The sequence below is a fragment of the Gilliamella sp. Gris1-4 genome, assembly GCF_001690335.1.
GTDB lineage: Bacteria > Pseudomonadota > Gammaproteobacteria > Enterobacterales > Orbaceae > Gilliamella > Gilliamella apicola_P.
Genome location: NZ_LZHA01000016.1, coordinates 1 through 19468, shown reverse-complemented (window position 1 = coordinate 19468; position 19468 = coordinate 1). Strand labels below are relative to the sequence as shown.

At 33.6% G+C, this 19468-nt stretch carries 18 protein-coding genes, 2 tRNA genes and 1 pseudogene; 14 read left to right on the top strand and 7 right to left on the bottom strand.

The genetic code is table 11. The features are described 5' to 3' along the window. On the bottom strand, positions 1–234 hold a 234-nt coding region (locus A9G31_RS01965; RefSeq protein ID WP_141671350.1), incomplete at its 3' end, for a transposase. A gap of 395 nt (positions 235–629) precedes the next feature. Between A9G31_RS01965 and A9G31_RS01960 the strand changes: the two genes are divergently transcribed. Then, a complete protein-coding gene (locus tag A9G31_RS01960; RefSeq protein ID WP_065560207.1) occupies positions 630–2261 on the top strand; it encodes a hypothetical protein in 1632 nt (543 codons plus the stop codon). A gap of 14 nt (positions 2262–2275) precedes the next feature. Then, positions 2276–4405 (top strand): AAA family ATPase, encoded by a 2130-nt coding sequence (locus A9G31_RS01955; protein ID WP_065560206.1) that lies wholly within the window; start codon positions 2276–2278, stop codon positions 4403–4405. Positions 4406–4548: 143 nt separating this feature from the next. On the opposite strand, the gene A9G31_RS01950 is transcribed toward A9G31_RS01955, so the two are convergent. From A9G31_RS01950 to A9G31_RS01940, 3 genes are all read right to left on the bottom strand, one after another. Beyond that, a complete protein-coding gene (locus A9G31_RS01950; protein WP_065560205.1) occupies positions 4549–5124 on the bottom strand; it encodes a manganese efflux pump MntP in 576 nt (191 codons plus the stop codon). 61 nt (positions 5125–5185) lie between these two features. Then, on the bottom strand, positions 5186–5800 hold the full coding sequence (locus A9G31_RS01945) for a hypothetical protein (protein WP_065560204.1): 615 nt from the start codon (positions 5798–5800) through the stop codon (positions 5186–5188). Between the two features lie 29 nt (positions 5801–5829). Further along, positions 5830–6963 (bottom strand): bifunctional tRNA (adenosine(37)-C2)-methyltransferase TrmG/ribosomal RNA large subunit methyltransferase RlmN, encoded by a 1134-nt coding sequence (locus A9G31_RS01940; protein WP_034910857.1) that lies wholly within the window; start codon positions 6961–6963, stop codon positions 5830–5832. Positions 6964–7138: 175 nt separating this feature from the next. Here A9G31_RS01940 and A9G31_RS01935 point away from each other — a divergent pair, with 175 nt between their 5' ends. Continuing rightward, positions 7139–7873: a M15 family metallopeptidase gene (locus A9G31_RS01935; protein WP_065560202.1), complete on the top strand. Its 735-nt coding sequence runs from the start codon at positions 7139–7141 to the stop codon at positions 7871–7873. Between the two features lie 13 nt (positions 7874–7886). Here the strand turns inward: A9G31_RS01935 and A9G31_RS01930 are convergent, their stop codons facing one another. Continuing rightward, positions 7887–9182, bottom strand: a complete 1296-nt coding sequence (locus A9G31_RS01930) for an ATP-binding protein (RefSeq protein ID WP_065560201.1) — start codon at positions 9180–9182, stop codon at positions 7887–7889. 18 nt (positions 9183–9200) lie between these two features. Further along, a complete protein-coding gene (locus tag A9G31_RS01925; protein ID WP_065560209.1) occupies positions 9201–9881 on the bottom strand; it encodes a response regulator transcription factor in 681 nt (226 codons plus the stop codon). A gap of 328 nt (positions 9882–10209) precedes the next feature. Between A9G31_RS01925 and A9G31_RS01920 the strand changes: the two genes are divergently transcribed. The 11 genes and pseudogenes from A9G31_RS01920 to A9G31_RS01870 all read left to right on the top strand — a co-directional run bounded on the left by A9G31_RS01920 (position 10210) and on the right by A9G31_RS01870 (position 18611). Then, positions 10210–11505, top strand: a complete 1296-nt coding sequence (locus A9G31_RS01920) for an L-cysteine desulfidase family protein (protein WP_065560200.1) — start codon at positions 10210–10212, stop codon at positions 11503–11505. A gap of 123 nt (positions 11506–11628) precedes the next feature. Beyond that, positions 11629–11704 (top strand) — tRNA-His (locus A9G31_RS01915). Positions 11705–11726: 22 nt separating this feature from the next. After that, positions 11727–11803, top strand: a tRNA-Pro gene (locus A9G31_RS01910). 910 nt (positions 11804–12713) lie between these two features. Beyond that, a complete protein-coding gene (locus tag A9G31_RS11345) occupies positions 12714–13436 on the top strand; it encodes a GntR family transcriptional regulator (RefSeq protein WP_081299304.1) in 723 nt (240 codons plus the stop codon). After that, positions 13433–14116: a GntR family transcriptional regulator gene (locus A9G31_RS01900; protein ID WP_065560199.1), complete on the top strand. Its 684-nt coding sequence runs from the start codon at positions 13433–13435 to the stop codon at positions 14114–14116. Before A9G31_RS11345 ends, A9G31_RS01900 begins: the two co-directional genes overlap by 4 nt. 11 nt (positions 14117–14127) lie before the next feature. After that, positions 14128–14595 carry a PTS sugar transporter subunit IIB gene (locus A9G31_RS01895; protein ID WP_065560198.1) on the top strand — a complete coding sequence of 156 codons (468 nt, stop codon included), beginning with the start codon at positions 14128–14130 and terminating at the stop codon, positions 14593–14595. Between the two features lie 17 nt (positions 14596–14612). Continuing rightward, complete coding sequence (locus tag A9G31_RS01890; protein WP_065560197.1) at positions 14613–15449, top strand: PTS mannose/fructose/sorbose/N-acetylgalactosamine transporter subunit IIC; 837 nt, start codon at positions 14613–14615, stop codon at positions 15447–15449. Continuing rightward, positions 15430–16254, top strand: a complete 825-nt coding sequence (locus A9G31_RS01885) for a PTS system mannose/fructose/sorbose family transporter subunit IID (RefSeq protein ID WP_065560196.1) — start codon at positions 15430–15432, stop codon at positions 16252–16254. Before A9G31_RS01890 ends, A9G31_RS01885 begins: the two co-directional genes overlap by 20 nt. Positions 16255–16264: 10 nt before the next feature. Further along, positions 16265–17268 (top strand): annotated as a pseudogene (locus A9G31_RS01880) (SIS domain-containing protein). Between the two features lie 2 nt (positions 17269–17270). Then, positions 17271–18269 carry an SIS domain-containing protein gene (locus tag A9G31_RS01875; RefSeq protein WP_065560195.1) on the top strand — a complete coding sequence of 333 codons (999 nt, stop codon included), beginning with the start codon at positions 17271–17273 and terminating at the stop codon, positions 18267–18269. An 18-nt stretch (positions 18270–18287) separates the two neighbouring features. Continuing rightward, a complete protein-coding gene (locus tag A9G31_RS01870) occupies positions 18288–18611 on the top strand; it encodes a PTS sugar transporter subunit IIA (protein WP_065560194.1) in 324 nt (107 codons plus the stop codon). 5 nt (positions 18612–18616) lie between these two features. Here the strand turns inward: A9G31_RS01870 and A9G31_RS01865 are convergent, their stop codons facing one another. Next, entirely contained in the window at positions 18617–19378 is a 762-nt protein-coding gene (locus tag A9G31_RS01865; RefSeq protein ID WP_065560193.1) for an IS5 family transposase, read from the bottom strand. Positions 19379–19468 lie beyond the last annotated feature (90 nt).

Below are 19468 nucleotides of genomic sequence, written 5' to 3'. Positions count from 1 at the left end.
TTTGAAAATATCAACTAATATTCCTTTTTTAGACCACAAATTAAATCGCCTATAGACAGTGCTCCATTCACCAAACTCTTCTGGCAAATCTCGCCAAGGAATACCGGTTCTCATTCGGAAAAGGATCCCTTCAAACGTCATCCGATGCTCGGATTTATTATAAACTCGGCCGGTATTTTTCATTATTTGTAGTAGCTTTTCCCACCGTTTATCTGTTAGCATTGTTCTTGGCATGATGAATCGAGTTATGGTTGTTTTTGGCTGAATTATTATAACTCACATCATGCCGTCTAAAAAATAATCATGAAAGATCAACACGCCCTAAAAATACCAATAATAATTTAAATTTTTAATCGATTAAATAAAGTATAGATAATAATCTGTTATACTAGCAAAAAGCTTGCTCTATACTTGATGATTATCATTTATTTTTTAATTTTCTGATTTTGTATGACTGTTTTACTTGTCAAAATCAGATGTTAAATAGATAATAACATTATGAAAAGATGAAATTTATCTTTTCTATAAGATCAAATTATTGTTCCAAACTTTATTTTTTTATTTAAAATAGAATTTAAAGTAATTAAATAATAAGTGAATATAGAAATAAGCAATTAAGGAAAGAAATAATGGGTGTAGCTCCAAGAAAAAAATTAGCCAATACAGAAGAAAAAGACTATTCGGTTAGACAACGTGAAAAAAAAGCAAAAGTAGAAACTCCACTTGCTAATATTCAAGAAAATACTTTTTTTAAAGTTATTTTTTCAGATAGTCTTTCACTGGAACAAAAAGTAGAAGAAGTTACTAATATTTTAGAATTTTCTGACAATAAGGAAATTGATCGGGCAAAAATTCAAGAATTTGATACATTTAAAGAATATCTTCAATCAATTTCTGAAGAGATGTCTAAACAACGTATTGAGATGACTGATACCGAAGTATTTGCTGAATTACAACGAGTGTATGCTGATTTTAATAATGATCTTAATGATTTTATCGAAAAAATAAAACCACTTACCGAACTCACCGATGCTTTATATAACTTACGCCAAAATGGTGAAACCCGAAATGCATTAGCTCAAATTAAAGCCGATCAAGAATGGGACGAAGAAAAAGTAACGCAAAAAGCAAATGTGCAAAGTGAAATTATTAATATTGAAAAACAAATATCTGAATTAAAAAAAGAAATAGAGTTATTACAACAGGATAAAAAGTTTTTTGGCCTAGGGAAAATTAAAGCCGCATCAAAAGCTAAAATTGTGACTAATGAAGAAAAAATAGCTAAATTAAATCAACAAATAAAAAACAAAAATAAAGAATTAGATGATATTCAGATAGAAATTACAAAGCGTCACGAGCAACGCTCTGAATCAATCGATGTTGAAAAATTAAAAGAGTTGCTAAATTTAACTTCAGAACAGCATACATTACGTCAAGCTGATATGGTTGAATCGGCATTAAAATTTGTGAATCAAGGTAAAGAGCGTTTTGGTGCAATTCGTAATCATCTTGAAAAAATGGTTAAACAGATTGAAGGACTTAGTGACAATAATGGCAATATGATACAAATTTATGCCATTATGAACGAAGCGACCAAAAAAGTAGAGAAAGTCCATCGTGAACGTAGACAAGAGCTTGAGAGTAAAGATGTTGGTGATAATTTGTTAGAGTCAATGAAGCTTGATGAAACACGCCGTAATTTGGATGAACACATTGATACTGTATCCACAGCAACTGTCGATACTATGCAAACCTATGGTGAATTAACAACTGAAGCTATTAAAATTCGTAATATGCAAGCAGCAACCAAAAAACAAGTTGAAAGTGCAAGAGCAATGCATTCAAGAGGCATCGCATCGGTTGCTTCACAACTCAGTGTTGTTGTAACAGCAGTTAACTCAGCTGCAATTAATGAAGCACAATCAATGGCCGGTAATACTTTAGCCGAAATGACTCGAGTAACAAATGACATTGCTAAAAATGAAGCTATTCGAATTGCAACTGGTCGTGATGAAATTAATAATGATTTAGAAGCCATGCTACAAAATTTAGCGGAATTTGGTGATACCCAAAAAGAAGCGACTGAAATCACCCGTGCGGCACTAGAAACAATGCGAGCAAATTTGGAAGAAATTGAAAAAATGTCCAAAGATGTTCAAAGTGATACACGAGAATTTATTGCGGTGACAGGTGATGTTTTATCAGAAAAATCTGAAACCAAAAAAGATAGCTCACATACTACTTCACCCTTTAAACTATAACAAAGGAATGCACAATGTATTTAGTTAGAGGGCGTGAATATTTAGCGCAATACCCTAATTTTACTTTAGTAGGAAGGGAACATGATTTAGAGAGAATATCGTCTATTCTCATACGAAAATCATCAAATTCTCTTTTGTTGACAGGGCCTGCAGGTGTAGGTGTTTCAATGCTTAGTCTTGGTTTACAGGCGGCTAAAAATAACCCAGATACACCATTTGATTTGATTGTAAAAAAATTATTTTGGTTAAATTGTGATGCTCTTTTTTCTAGCGGTGATAGTACTAAGATAAATAATGAGTTTCAAAGTATTTTAAAAAAGCTAATGCAAACTCCTGAGTCAGTGCTGATTATTACTGATACGGCTAATTTTTTAGAAGCAGCACATAATACAGGTAATGCTCATTTTATTAATGCTCTAAATAACGCCGATAAATCAAATAATTTTCAAGTTATCCTCGAAGTTCGTGATGATAAACTTAGTAGTGTGCTAAAGGCTAGCACGAATATGCCTGAACTTTACACACTTTACGATGTCAAAGAACCTACTGGGGATAATTTAAATTCCATTGTTACTACTGTTGCAAAGGAGTTATCAGGATACCACAAAATTGAAGTGGATCAAGATGCTATTGATGAAGCGATACATTTAACCTGTAAATATCGTGATAGTTTAGGTTTAGGTGGGGCACAGCCTCAACGTGCTATTTCATTACTTGATCGTGCGCTTGCTAGTTATCGTCAACTTACACATAAACAGCATCCAAAAATTGCTGAGTTACTGGGTAAGATCGAAAAAAGTACCAGTGAAACAGAACAATATGATTTGCGGCAGCAGCTTGAACAATGGCAGCAAGATTGGCAGAATTTAAAGTCTGAAATTAGTAAAACATATCAATATCAACGTGATGCTGAAACGTTACGCTTCAAACTGCAAGATGAAATCACTCAGTTACAAGAAGAAGAGGACAATAATAAAAATTCAGAATCAGTTGCTATAAAGACATTCGCGCAATTAACGGCTGGAGGATTTGACTCTCCAGCAGTCGCTAAATTAAAGGAAAAAATTCGACAAATTGATGCTGAAATTGCACAAAATAATGAACAACATCAAAAATTGGTGATGCTAGCCAATAAAGATTTGCGATTAAATCGCCAAGAAGTGATTGCTGAATTTAGCAAAGTTTCAGGTATATCAGCAAACAAATTAGATGAGAATGAAGTTGAAAACTTGATTAATTTGGAGGCAAATTTATTATCGCGAATTTTTGGTCAAGATAACATTGTTAAACATGTCGCCAATTCGGTAAAGGTGGCTAAAGTTGACACGCTTGAAGAATCAGGCCCTGCAATGTCTTACCTATTTTTAGGTCCATCTGGTGTAGGTAAAACTGAAATGGCCAAAGCTTTAGCGGAATATGTTTATGGTGACGAAAAATCGTTGGTTCGTTTTGATATGTCAGAATACATGGAAAAACATGCTGTTGCTAAATTAATTGGTGCACCTCCAGGATACGAAGGATTTGAAGCAGGTGGAATTTTAACAAACTCAGTTAGAACAAAACCGGTTGGAATCTATTTATTTGATGAGATTGAAAAAGCACATCCTGATGTCTTTAATATCTTTTTACAGATCTTATCGGACGGACGATTAACCGATAATGTAGGTCGAACTGTCGATTTTTCTGATATCATGATTATTATGACCTCAAATATTGGACAATCTTACTATTTGGATCCTAATCTTTCTGATGAGGCTGCATGTGAATTAGCGACAAATGAACTGAATAATACTTATCGTTCAGAACTGCTTAATCGTTTTAATGGACGAGAAAATATTCTTCATTTTAAACGTCTACCAATGGAAGTTATTGAACGGATTATTCGTCGAGAAATTGACAAATTAAATCAATCATATAGTCATCGTGGCTACACTATCGAAATAAAAGATTCTTGTATCAGTACATTCTGTCACGATCATTATGATATCATTCGTGGTGCCCGAGGATTGCCGGGGTATATAAAAACCAATGTTAGGCCATTTATTGTTAATCATATTTTGCAGAATCCTCATGATCAAGGAGTGTTTAAAGCAATTTATAACCAGCAGACACATAGTTTTGATATGGAATTTTACAAAAATTAAAGGAAGATAAGATAGAGTTAGTTTTCTGTAACCTTTATTAAGGAAAGTGATTGGTTTCGGACGTTATTTAAATTTGGATAAAATATATCAATCAATAAAACGTTCGAAACCTAACAGTATAAAAAGTATTTTTATTTGAAATATTAAACTGAAAGATGTTGATAAAGAGTTATTACTCCAATAGAAATAAGTACTAACCCGCCCAAAAGCTCAGCCCGTTTACCAATTAAACAACCAATTTTATTACCCAATAATAACCCAATAGTAACCATTGTACAGGTAGCGAGTCCAATCATTGATGCAGCAAAAAAGATATTAACACTTGCTAATGCTAAGCCAACACCAACGGCAAACGCATCTATACTGGTTGAAATTGCTGTGAAAATTAGCATTAGAAAAGATTTTTTTGATGATGTTAATTCATCTTCTTGGCAATTTCCATCTGATTGTTTCTGGCTGTTATATATCATATTAATGCCTAAAAATAGCATGACAGCAAATACAACCCAATGATCCCATTGTTCAATATATTGCAATGCAATATAACCAACTAACCAGCCAAGCAATGGGGTAATAGCCTCAACAACACCAAATAGAATACCAATTTTGAATGCGCCTAAAATTGGTGTTGATTTAAGTGAAATCCCACGACAAACGGCGACAGCAAAGGCGTCGGTTGACATTGCTAGTGCTAATAATAAAATAGCCCAAAAATTCATGACATATACTCTTGCTTATAATTATTAAAAATTTATTACTATTATAATAATGGGTGATGATTTATTTATTTGTTACTGAAAATAGATAATTTGCTATTTTTTTATCACCTTTATTTTTATAAAGTTCAGCTGTTTTTATAACGTTGTCTCGACGATTAGCATCATATTGAAAAAGTTGCTTAAACATTAAGTCAGCTATTTTTTTATCATTATTTTGGATTGCACAATAACCATATTGTTCATAAGCATCAGCTTTCCAACGATGACGATCGAACTCAATACTCTGTTCAAATTGTTTTTTTGCTTCTTGATAACGATCTCGACCACATAAAAAAGAACCATAATGGACATGATATAATCCATTACCTGGTTGCATTAGAGTAATACGTTTGTAAATCATCTCGGCTTCGTTGTATTCACCAACATGTTGATCAAACATTGCCATGGCTAACATAACTTGGGGATTATTTGGAGAGTATTGTGCAGCTAATTTTAGATTATAATGCGCTATTTTGATATTTTCTTCTGACTCATTTGCTTTAGCAAGATATCCTAATCCAAGTCGCATTCTAGCCAAAGCTGCTTTTTCTGGATCAAATTCATTGTTGTCTTTCATTTGGCAACCCGCTAGTACTATCATCAAAAAATAGCTAGTTATAACTAACAATTTCTTCATCTATCTCTCCTTTTTATAAAGATTTATCCTTATGCTGTTTGCTTAACAAGGTTCTGCTTTTTATAAAGAGTCCTTTTAGTGCGGTCAACAACTTCTCCAGCTAACTGGCCACATGCAGCATCGATATCATCCCCCCGTGTTTTACGAACTATTACGGTAAATCCATATCCCATTAATGTTTTCATGAAGCGATCAATTCGTGTATTTGAACATCTTGAATAAGGTGCACCAGGGAACGGATTCCAAGGAATTAAATTAATTTTGCTAGGTACATTTTTTAGGAATTGAGCAAGCTCATGAGCATGTTCAACGCCATCGTTAATTTGATTAAGTAATACATATTCAATAGTTACTTTTCCGTGATTTGCGTTTGAAGATGAAAGATAACGCAGAATTGAATCACGCAGCATAGACATATTGTATTTTAGGTTAATTGGCATAATTTCACTACGAATAGTATCATTAGGTGCATGAAGTGATATCGCTAGCGCCACATCAATCATACCGGCTAGCTTATCTAAAGCGGGAACAACTCCTGATGTCGATAGTGTTACACGCCTTTTGGATAAACCATAGCCAAAATCATCTAACATAATTTCCATAGCTGGTGCAACATTAGATAAATTAAGTAGCGGTTCACCCATACCCATCATAACTACATTAGTAATGGGCCTATCTGCTAATTTTCCGGTGACACCAATTGCATTTGATGCACGCCATACTTGGCCAATAATTTCAGAAACGGTTAAATTACGATTAAATCCTTGTTGGGCTGTAGAACAAAATTTACACTCTAATGCGCAACCAACTTGAGATGAAACACATAATGTTGCACGATCACGTTCAGGAATATAAACAGACTCAATCAGTTGGTTATTACCAACATCAAGTGCCCATTTTATTGTGCCATCAGAAGAACGCTGTTCTATGGCAATCTTCGGAGCTTTAATTTCTGCTAAAGTCTTTAGTTGTTCACGTAGTTTTTTATTGATATCGGTCATTTGATCAAAATTATCTACACCAAAATGATAGATCCATTTCATTACTTGATCAGCTCGAAACGGTTTTTCACCAAGTGATATAAAAAACTCTCTTAATTGTTGGCGTGTGAAGTTTAGTAAATTTATTCTTTCGTTTATGGAATTAGTTGTATTAAGATTCATTGTATTGGCAGCGTCTAAACAATTTTGAGACGTATTAGATGTAGATGTTGTTAACATAAGGCCTCGTTTTTACACATTATGGCTATTTCTTTTTTTAGGAAAAGGATTATACTGTTTTTAACTTAATCTGGCTATATAGAATATTGGCAATGCTTGAAAGATGAAGAAATCAACAATGTTAGAAAAAATAGGTGGTTTGACTTTAAAATTATCTTTACTTCTATTTCCTACTTTTACCATGGCACAACAGATCACATTAAATAAACTGATTGGACAGTTTGACGAAAAAAAAGATAATGGTTTTATTGCGTTAGACTCAACTATACTACCTGTTAATAAAAAAGGAATGTATCTACAAAAAGAACCAACCGAACAACTTATAAAAGCCTACAATGACTTTAAAAAAGTTCATCCAGATATTCCTTTTATCATAGTAAGTGCAACACGAAATTATACTTACCAAAACGGTATTTGGCAACGGAAATGGGATGCTTTATCAGCTAAAATAAATGACCCAGAAAAAATTGCTGAAGAAATTCTAAAATTTTCGTCTATGCCTGGCACATCAAGGCATCATTGGGGAACAGATATTGATATTACCAGCGTTTCATCAACATATTTTAAGGATGATAAAAAAGGCATTATTCTATATAAATGGCTTCAAAAAAATCTGCCTAAATATGGATTTTGCCAAGCTTTTAATGAAGGACGCAAAGGAGGATATCAACCTGAAGAATGGCACTGGTCATATAGACCTATTGCTAGTCAATATATTGACCAATACAAAACTGTATTGGAAAGAGATCCAGAAGTTATCATGAAAGCTTTAAGTTTCATAGGACACGATAAAATCAAGCTAGAAAGTCTAGTTAAAGAGTATGTATTAACTGTGAATGCTGATTGTTATTAATATATTTTTATTATTAATGTTTTCTCCAATAAGGCAAACATATTGTTACAATAAGGCCCCCACCATCACGGTTAGATGCTTGGATAGTACCGTTATGCATAATGACGGTCTTTCTAGCAATAGCCAGTCCTAGGCCATAACCTTTACCTAATTGTGGAGATTGAATACGGACAAAGGGTTCAAAAATACTTGATAACTTGTTTTCTTCAACTCCAGGACCTCGATCTTTAACTTCAATTTGTAAATACTTACCAGTTTCTTTTAATGAAACTTCTACGGCTTGCTTAGCTTTTGAAAAACGAATAGCATTGCGAATAATGTTTTCAATAGCACGACGTATTTGTTCTGAATTACCTTTAACAATTGGATGAGTAATAGATGATAAAGTAAAATGTACTTCAATTAACTGGTGATTAGCTTCATAATTAGCATCATTGATTACTACACTTATTAAGTCTTTTAAATCAAAATATTCATCAGTGCGATTATTCATTTCAGCACGAGAATAATTTAGAATTTCGCCAATTAACTGATCTAAACGTTCTGACTCTAACTCTATTCTAGCTAAAGATGTATCAATATTTTGTTTATTTTGTTGAGCAAGTCCAATTGCTAGTTGCAATCGAGCAAGTGGAGTTCTAAGCTCATGGGAAACATCATGAAGGAGAGACTGACGATCAGAAAGTAATATATTAAGTTGCTCAACCATCATATCAAAATCTTTACCTAATTCACTAAGTTCGTCACGCCTAGGTTTTAGTTTATTGAATAATCTGACAGAAAGATCTCCCTGAGATACCTTGAAAAAACCTTGCCTTAATAACCTCATCGGTCTAGTTAAATTCCATGCTAGAAAAAGGCTAAAAACAAGTCCAACACATATGCCCATTAATACAATGGGCAAGGGCATGTTGAACAATGCCTTTTTAACATGATCCTCTTTATCCTCTTTAAATGAAACAGAATAAAGAGTTCCGTCAGGAGCGACGGTCATGCGTTGATAAGCATATGTAGGTGTTTCTAATTCATCGGTTAAAATATTAACTTGATCATTCAGTGGAGAAACTAATTTTATTGACAGTAACGTTCTTTCTCGCTCAGGTAAATGTGCTATAAAATTAAGTGTTTCATCTTCACCAGCTACATGTAATAACTGGGCAATCATATCGACTTTCGTCGGCATATGATTGAGAAATCTTTGAGTTTTATTTTCTACATAAATAGAAAACGCAATCCAAGTCAATTGGAAGGTAAGATAAAAGATTACCCCAAACGTGATAAGTATTTTCCAGAATAATCGATGATTCATGTCAAGCCTATTTGTTTGTTAACGAATACGGTAACCGACGGCTCTAATCGTCTCTATTGTCACATCATTTTGTGCAACTTGATGTAATTTTTGGCGAATATTGCTGATATGGACATCAACACTACGATCATAAAGTTCTCTTGCTCGACCAAGTCCAATTTCAGATAATTCTTCTTTAGTTACCACTCGTTCGCTATGCTTCACTAATAGAACTAATAAATTAAACTCGGTTGATGTCAAATCAATCACTTGTCCATTCCACGTACAAAGCCGTTGAGGTAGATCTAACATTAAACCATTAAAATGATATTTTTTATCATCAACCATTTCGACCGAACGCTCATCAAAACGTCGTAAAACTGCACGTAATCTTGCTAATAATTCACGCGGATAACATGGTTTTGGAATGTAATCATCAGCACCTAATTCCAAACCCAAAACGCGATCAATATTATCTCCCTTAGCAGTTAACATAATAACAGGCATATTACATTGTTGACGGATGCTTTTCAGGACATCAATACCATTAATATCTGGTAACATCACGTCTAAGATTGCTGCACGATATTTACCTGATAGTGCTTCATCAATACCATCTTTACCTAAATAAACACTTTTGACATTAAAACCTTCATTAGTCAAATATTCGCTAAGCATTTGTGATAATTCAATATCATCATCTATTAATAAAATATTTATCATAACCGCAATCGCCATTGTTATCTAATTATAGGTTTTTACATTATTGCAATAATAAAAAAAAAGTCAGGTTCTTTTACTAAAATATTACATATTTTAAACTATTCCTGATTATTTAATTTACTATTAAATAATGTAAAAAGGTTTCAGATATAACTATATGTTTTAATATATCTTTTGACAATAACTATCATAACCATCATATTACTTTCTAATGGTTGTAATAGGTATTATTCAATTCTTAATTAAGATAGACTAAAATAGTCTGCTTACTTAACATTAAATGTTTCACCATTTAACATTACTAAAGTTAATATGGAGATAAAAAATGGAACAACAAGTAATATGGCAACAATTAATTCAATTGGTAAAACATGAAGTTTTACCTGCAGTTGGTTGTACTGAGCCTATATCTTTAGCTTTGGCTGCAGCTATTGCGATGCAATATAGTAGCAACAAAATTATTGAAAAAATTGACGCTTATGTTTCGCCTAATTTAATGAAAAATGGTATGGGGGTAACTGTGCCAGGTACCGGTATGGTTGGATTACCGATTGCGGCTGCCATTGGAGCAATCGGTGGTGATGCCGATGCAGGACTTGAAGTATTAAAAAATATAACAGCAAATCAAATTATTCGAGCAAAAAAATTGCTTACTGACAACAAAGTCAGCGTAAAAATAGCAAATAATAATAAAGCTATTTATACTCAAGCTAATATTTATACCTCAACTGATCATATTAAAGTCTGCATTGAAAACTCACACACCAACGTCAGTTTAATTGAAAAAAATGGTGAAGTCATCTTTAAGGCAGATAAACTTAACTTAAATGAATCAAAACATGATGCAATAATCGAAAATATATCGGTGAGATTAATTTATGACTTTGCAACTCAAGCTAATTTTAAAGATATAGCATTTATTTTGCACTCAGCTAAGCTCAACGATGCTTTATCTCAAGAAGGATTAAAAAGAACCTATGGCTTAAGCATTGCAGCAACATTACATGGACAAATAAAAACAGGGCTATTATCTGATGATTTACTATCAAAAGTGATTATTCGTACAACTGCTGCATCAGATGCCAGAATGGGAGGTGCAAGACTGCCAGCAATGAGTAATTCCGGTTCAGGTAATCAAGGTATTACCGCAACTATGCCAGTTGTTGTTGTGGCTGATTATCTACAAGCAACGCCAGAGCAATTAGCAAGAGCGCTTATTTTGTCACACACTATTGCAATTTACATACATAGCAAGTTTCCACCATTGTCAGCGCTTTGTGCTGCATCAACTGCCGCTATGGGATCCGCCGCTGGCATGGCATTATTGCTTGGTAATGGGCATTATGAGCCTATTGATATGACTATTTGTAATATGATTGGCGATTTATCTGGTATTATTTGTGATGGTGCTTCAAACAGTTGCGCAATGAAAGTATCAACTTCAGTATCTTCTGGATTTAAAGCAGTATTAATGGCATTAAGCCAAGTTAGAGTGACAGGTAAAGAAGGTATTGTTTGTGATAGCGTGGAAACATCAATCAATAATCTTGGTGCAATTGTTAGTCAAAGTATGAAAATAACTGACACACAGATTATTGATATCATGTCGCATAAAACATAAATATTTGCTTAACGCTAAAATATTAGGCTTTTAGCGCTTTTAATATAAGCAACTAGCATATTTTTTTAAAAATTTACTGGACAATATTATTTTTTATGCGTAATATTTTGTCCTGCTTCTGTGGTGGCTATAGCTCAGTTGGTAGAGCCCTGGATTGTGATTCCAGTTGTCGTGGGTTCGAATCCCATTAGCCACCCCATTTTATGAAATATAAAATCTAACGGCGAGTAGCGCAGCTTGGTAGCGCAACTGGTTTGGGACCAGTGGGTCGGAGGTTCGAATCCTCTCTCGCCGACCATCTTTAAATAAAAGATTTTCTTTTCTCCATATGTATGAAAACGTCTAGTTGTTCATATTTCATAGTTAAATAATCCTCTAACAAATCATATTACGTCATCCCAAAATAGTTTTACAGGGGGTAATTTTATTATAACCTAAAATAAATCTCTTAATTTTTTGTTATTTTTCTTTTGAATCGCTAAATATTTGCTGATTACACCACATCTCAATTCAAAGTTCGTATTACTCTTTCTGCTTTTCCATTGGTTTTCAGGTTTTGAAATTTTTGATTGATATGACGGTTATTACACGTTTTAGCAAGATGTTCACCTGTGCCTTGATATATACGCCCACTATCGGAATAAATGCATTCAATGGTATAAGGACATTGGCTAACACATCATATTGTAGAAACAGTGCTGAGCTAAGTTGGGATCGAGGTAAATACCCGCATAGTTCTCGCATAAAAAATCATCAATACCAACGAATAAATCCTCTCGCGTTTTTTATTTGGTTTCGTTTTTAAGTAAGGATAAACATTTGGTATCAACGTGTAGCATTTCACCCAGATAGGTTTTGTTATTGTGTTTAGCCAAATCAGTGACAGTTATTTTTCTTTACGATATAGGCGCTATATCTCTTGTCTATGATAAGGTTTTAATTTTGTATAGTAGTTTCTCAAATTGAGGTAATTAACGTAAGAAAATCCTACAACATATATTATGTTCTCTAAATAAATCAAATGGTTGTTGTTTTATGAGTTTTTTATCTTCATGATTTTATTTAATTAATAACAAATATTGTGATCTCTACTACACTTTTGGTACTTAAAATTGACAACATGTACTTATTTTAATATTTTTATAGCTATATTAAGTTATTTAAGATATATCTTTTAAATAAAAAAGCCCAATTATGGAGAATGATTTTTGGAATATCGTGATATTGCTTCTAAAGCATATGTTGAAGAACAAATTAAAGTTAATCCATCGATTATTAAAGAAAAATCGACAGAGCGTGCACTGGCTGAATACTTTAATGTAAGTCGAACAACAGTAAGAAATGCTTTAAACGATTTAGTAATGGAAGGTTATGTTTTTCAAACAGAAAAACATGTTGAAGATCATAAGGTTTTTGAAATTAATATGCTCAAGATGTCTTCGTTTAGTGAAGAAATCCAGAAAAAAAATAATGCCCAAATTAGCATAAAAGTTATTTCTAATAAAATTATTAATATGCCAGCAGAATTAAGAACGTTTTTTGCTTCAAATCAAGCTTTGATCCGGATTATAAGATTGCGCTTATTAGGTAAAATTCCCTTATCATATGAAATTAGCTATTTGTCTTCTGAAAAATTTAAAGATTTAGAAAAACAAGATTTAAATAATATTTCGCTCTATAAGTTTCTAAAAGAACATTACCATTTCACACCAAGTCATGGGCGAGAAGAGATAACTTATGAAGCAGCAACCGAAGATAGGGCTCAATATTTAGCTGTTAAAGAAGGAACACCAATTTATAAAGTCTCAAGTTATAGTTATGATGATGATTTTCAACCTTTTGAGCACTCCGATCAATATTTAATTGGAAATCGATTTCGTTACCACTTATCGGCTAAAAATATCTTCAATTATAAGGAAAAAAATAAATGAAGTTATTCGAAAAAATAGCCATTGATATAGCAGAGAAGATAAAATCTGAACGATATAGTGTCGGTGCAGAATTACCTCCAGAAGGTCAGATACAAAAGGATTATGATGTTAGCAGAACAACTGTTCGTAAGGCTATAGATCTTTTGGTTGAGAAAAATATGGTGGTTAGAAAAAAAGGCGTTGGTTTATTTGTTGCTCCATCCTTATCTACCCAAAATATTTTAGAAATGACCGGCATTATCAAACCTTATAGCTATCAAAGCCATAAAAAGGTTATTAAAGATTCCTACCTAAGGCAGGCTGGCGCCTATTACGGTCAATTACTAAAAATAAAACCGTCTGAACTGATTTACTACATTAGTTTTTTAGAAATAGCTAAACATAGTGTAGTTAAAGAAGTATTTTTGCTGCCTCTTAATAATTTTCCTGATTTTCAGATTTCAATCATCAAAGTGCTATCTGCTCTTGAAATTACAAACTCAGGTAAGAAAAAAGTCGATAAATTAGAGCAAGATTTGCAATTGATTGTAGCTAACGCTGAATTAGCGAAACAGCTGCGCATCAATATTAACGATCCATTACTGAAAATATCTAATCATTATTTTGATATTAATAGCGATCCAATTGCTATTGAATACAAACTCGCTAGCAATACAAAATATGTTGTGGATTTCACTTAGGAGGTATACCAATGATTAAATTGTTACGTGTCGATCACCGCTTATTACATGGACAAGTTGTTGTTTCTTGGTTTGAAACTGTTGGAGCTAACACAATTTTAGTTGCCAATGATGTTGTAGCCAATGATGAACTACGTAAATCAGCTATACGATTAGCTAAGCCGGAACAAGCAAAATTAGTAATGAAGTCAATTTGTGACAGTATTGAAGCGATTAATTCAGGAGTAACCGATAAGTACCAAATGTTGATTGTGGTTGAATCGGTTACAGATGCCGAAAAATTAATCCGCGGAACAAATGGATTGATAACTAGCCTTAATTTAGGTGGAACAAAACCTCGTGAAGGAACTAAAAACTATTCTAAAACGATTAATCTAACGGATAAAGAAGCCGATTTATTAACAGCATTACAACAAGACGGTATTGATGTTTATATTCAACAAGTTCCAAGTGAATCAACGCAAAAATTTGAAAAATAGTTTGGAGAGTACAAAAAATGAGTATCGAATTAACTGCAGTGCTTTTAGCGTTGGTTGCGATGCTAGCAAATGGTGAATATTTTTTAGGGTCATCAATGCTATCAAGACCTTTAATAACGTTTACTTTAGCTGGTTTGGTCATGGGCGATATCACTCAAGGTATTATTATTGGGGCATCGTTAGAATTAGCTTTAGTTGGCTCGTTTTCTATCAGTGCATCTATACCCCCTGAACTTATTTCTGGCAGTGTTTTAGGAACAGCCTTTGCTATTGGTGCAGGTAAAAGTGCTGAAATTGCTTTGCCACTTTGCTTACCAATAGCCTCTCTGGTTCTGTTAGTCAAAAACTTATGCTTTCTTTTTATTTTGCCTTATTTTGTTCATAAAGCCGATAAATACGCAAGCGAAGGTAATGGTCGTGGCATGGATCTAATGAATTTATTTGGTGGATTTATTTCAATTAATCTCCCTATTGGATTAGTTGTTGGGTTTTCTTACTTATTTGGTAGTTCAGCAATTAACACTTTATTAGATGCAATTCCAATCTTTATCATCGATGGTTTAGGTATCGCAACAGGATTACTACCTGCATTTGGTTTTGCCATATTGATGAAAATTATGATTAAAAAAAACAACGCTACCTTCTTTATTTTTGGTTTTGCGTTGGCTGTCTATATGAACGTACCGGTTACTGGTGTGGCAATTTTTGGGGCTTGTTTAGTCTTAGTACTGACCGGTTACTCAGCATTTAATGGTAAAAAAATAATAATCGAACAAGGCAATGAAACACAAAATAACAATTCTGGCAATATGTTGAGTGCACAGGAGATCAATTATGAAAATGAAGAATTCTAAATTAATAACCAATAAAGAGTTAACCAAAACATTTTGGCGCTCTTTTACTGCTGAATGGTCATGGAACTATGAACGACAAATGAATTTAGGATATTCCTATGCAATGGGTCCTGCGTTAGACAAAATCTATGGTAATAATAAAGCAGAATTAACTGATGCCTATCAACGGCACCTTGAATTTTACAATGTAACACCTTGGTTAATTACTTTCCCTTTGGGGATTTGTATTGCGATGGAAGAACAAAACGCAACAGACAGTAATTTTGATAAAAATTCAATCAACGATGTCAAAATAGCACTCATGGGTCCATTAAGTGGTTTAGGCGATTCATTCTTTTGGGGAACGCTGAGAGTTATTGCCACAGGTATTGGAGCTTCGTTAGCTGCACAAGGCAATATTTTAGGTCCACTTTTGTTTTTGCTTATTTTTAATGTGCCGGCCATTCTGGCGCGTTACTTTGGTTTATTTATTGGATATAACATTGGTGCTTCATTTATTGAGAAAGTCCAAAAAACAGGGCTTATGGATAAATTATCTTATGGTGCTTCGGTTTTAGGGCTTTGCGTGGTGGGCGCCATGGTGGCAACCATGGTGACATTAAATATGCCTTTAAAAATAGGTTCAGGAACAGATGCAACGTCATTACAAGATATTATTAATGGTATTGTTCCACAAATCTTACCCTTACTTTTTACGATATTCATCTTTGTGTTAGTTAAAAAAGAGTTAAAGGCTCATTGGATTCTTTTGTTAATTGCGCTTATTGGTATTTTTGGTGCTTGGAGCGGGTTATTAGGACAATAAGGAAAATAATATGAAAAGTATTGCTGATTATGTTCGATTAGAATCCAAATATTATCAAGATATTTTGAATAACTACCAAATGTTATTTACTAATATTATTAATTTGAAAAAAGCTAAACAACTTAACACAGTTGTTATATTTGCAACAGGTTCAAGCGCTAATGCCGCTTATGGCGCTAGGCCCTTAATCAGTAAAATATTGCAAATACCAGTGTATGTTGAAGATCCATCAATGGCTGCAAGTTATTTGTATTATAACGATCCGAATACATTATATTTGGCTATTTCCCAAGGAGGAGAAAGTTACTCAACTGTTCATTTGGTTCAAGAATTTCTTAAAAACAAACAATCAATTTATTCCTTAACTAGTAATCCAGAAAGTCCTTTATATAAGGTAAGTAACCATGTACTACCTATGGGAATGCCAATTGAAGAAATGCCGTACGTGAGCGCTGGTTATAGTGTAATTATACTTGATTTGATGCTGATAGCATTAGTAATTGCTCAAAAAATTGGCAAAATTAGTGTTCAGCAATTTGTTAGTTATATCGATCAATTTAAAAAAATTACCTATCGATTACCGCTAGTGATAGAACAATCCCAGGATTGGGTGAATCAACACCAAGATCAATATTACCAAGCCAAAAGAGTCATTTTAATTGGTTATGGGGCAACTTATGGCATCGCTAGGGAAGGAGAAACAAAATTTACCGAAATGGTACGCAATACAGCTTTTGGTAAAGAACTCGAAGAGTATATGCATGGTCCTTATCTAGGATTGCATCCTGATGATTATATAATATTTCAACTATTTATGCGAACAATTCTGACTCAGCCAAATCTGGTGATCTGTGCTTAAATATTGAGTGTGATGAATTATTAACGTCACTATTCATGACAATTCCTATTCACTTATTAAGTTATCAAGTGTCACAATTAAAAGGACATAACCTTGAAAAATCAACTTATCCAGAGTTTGACCAAATAACTAAATCTAAAATTAAGAGGGTTTGAAAATGAGAAAATATGATGAACAAAAAGAACTAGACAGCATGAATGGGGCTTTAGCGTTGCGACCACAAATAAATCAATTCATTGATCAAATACATAGTCGTGGTTATAGCAATGTTTGTTGGTTAGGCATTGGTGGTACTTATGCATCATCCATGCAAGCGGTTGTTCACATGAAAGAAAAATCTGCTATTGAAACTTTTATTCAACATGCCGCTGAATACCTAGTAACCGGTAATAAAAGAATTACTAAAGATACTTTGATTGTTATTTCTTCAGTTACTGGTTCAACTCAAGAAGTAGTGCAAGCGATTGATAAGATTCAAAAAGAAGTTGGTGCAACCGTTTTAGCGTTTTTAGATAAAGCAGAGTCACCTCTTGGTAAAATGGCGAATCATGTTATTTCTTATCCAATGAATGAACAGTTAAAATTCTTTATGACTGCAGATCGTTTAATGTATTTGGCTGGTGAATTCTCAGATTATGATGAATTTTATCAACAAATGGATCAATATTTTGCTAAAAATATTGTTGCTGTCGCTAAAAAAGCAGATAAATTTGGTCAAGAAATTGCTGAAAAACATCATAATGATGCGATGCACTATTTTGTGGGGGCTGGTAATCAGTGGGGGGCGACTTATTCTCATGCGATGTGTTATTGGGAAGAGCAACATTGGTTACGATCAAAATCAATTGAATCAGCTGAATTCTTCCATGGTACATTAGAAGTTATCGATCGTGATACCGCAGTTACTGTTTATGTTGGTGAAGATACTCAGCGTCCATTAAGTGAAAGAGTTGCAAAGTTTCTTCCTCAAATTTGTGGTAATTATACCATTATTGATACCAAAGATTATGAATTGCCAGGTATCTCTGAAAAATATCGAGGTCATTTATCTCCGTTTGTTTTTCGAGCTATTAATAATCGAATTGATGCTTATATTGAACACCTAAATCGTCATCCAATGAAAATTCGTCGTTACTATCGTTGTTTGGATTATTAAATAAGGAAAATTTAATCAATGATTCCAGTATTAATCAGTACACATGGCCCAACAGCAAAAAGCCTAATAGAAACTACTGAGATGATTTATGGTCAGCAAGATCTATGTGAAGTAGCCTCATTTGCAATAGGACAATCATTAGAAAGTTTTCAACAGCAGATTGAACAAAAATTAGCGTTATTAACAAAAGAAAATTCAACTGTTTTATGTTTGGTAGATCTAAAAGGTGGAACGCCTTTTAATACACTGGTAAAACTGATGGGTAATTACTCTAATCTTGAAATTATAACTGGAGTAAATATTCCAATGTTATTAGGGGCTGTTGATCTTTGCTGTACATAAATTACTCAACAATACATTGGCAGCCACATTAACATAAATGCCAGTGATACCATACTGGCATAATTCCTTTCTAACTTATCGTATCTAGTTGATATTGAACGATATTGCTTGATTCTAGCAAAGGCATTCTCGACTAAATGACGATAGCGATAAAGGCAGCTATCCATACTGCTTTTATCTATATCCTTACCATAATTACGTTTAGCAATCACCGTTCGTCCGCCTTTTTGACGAACAAAGCACCGAAAAGGCTCGCTGTCATAACCTTTATCGGCTATCACTGTATTGACTTCATCGAGCTTTTCAACTAGGTTTTCTGCATAAGTGATATCATGTCGTTGTCCTTCAGAAAGCTCAAAACAAATAGGCAAACCACCACTATCAACCGCAAGATGAATTTTAGTTGAATTACCACCACAGCTCTGACCTATTTGCTCGGAATACTCCGTTGCAGCGCCTGTACTATGTTGATGAGCCCTGATAATCGAGCCATCTAGGAACACCCATTCAAAATCCGCTAGTTGTGATAAATGTTTGAAAATATCAACTAATATTCCTTTTTTAGACCACAAATTAAATCGCCTATAGACAGTGCTCCATTCACCAAACTCTTCTGGCAAATCTCGCCAAGGAATACCGGTTCTCATTCGGAAAAGGATCCCTTCAAACGTCATCCGATGCTCGGATTTATTATAAACTCGGCCGGTATTTTTCATTATTTGTAGTAGCTTTTCCCACCGTTTATCTGTTAGCATTGTTCTTGGCATGATGAATCGAGTTATGGTTGTTTTTGGCTGAATTATTATAACTCACATCATGCCGTCTAAAAAATAATCATGAAAGATCAACACGCCCTA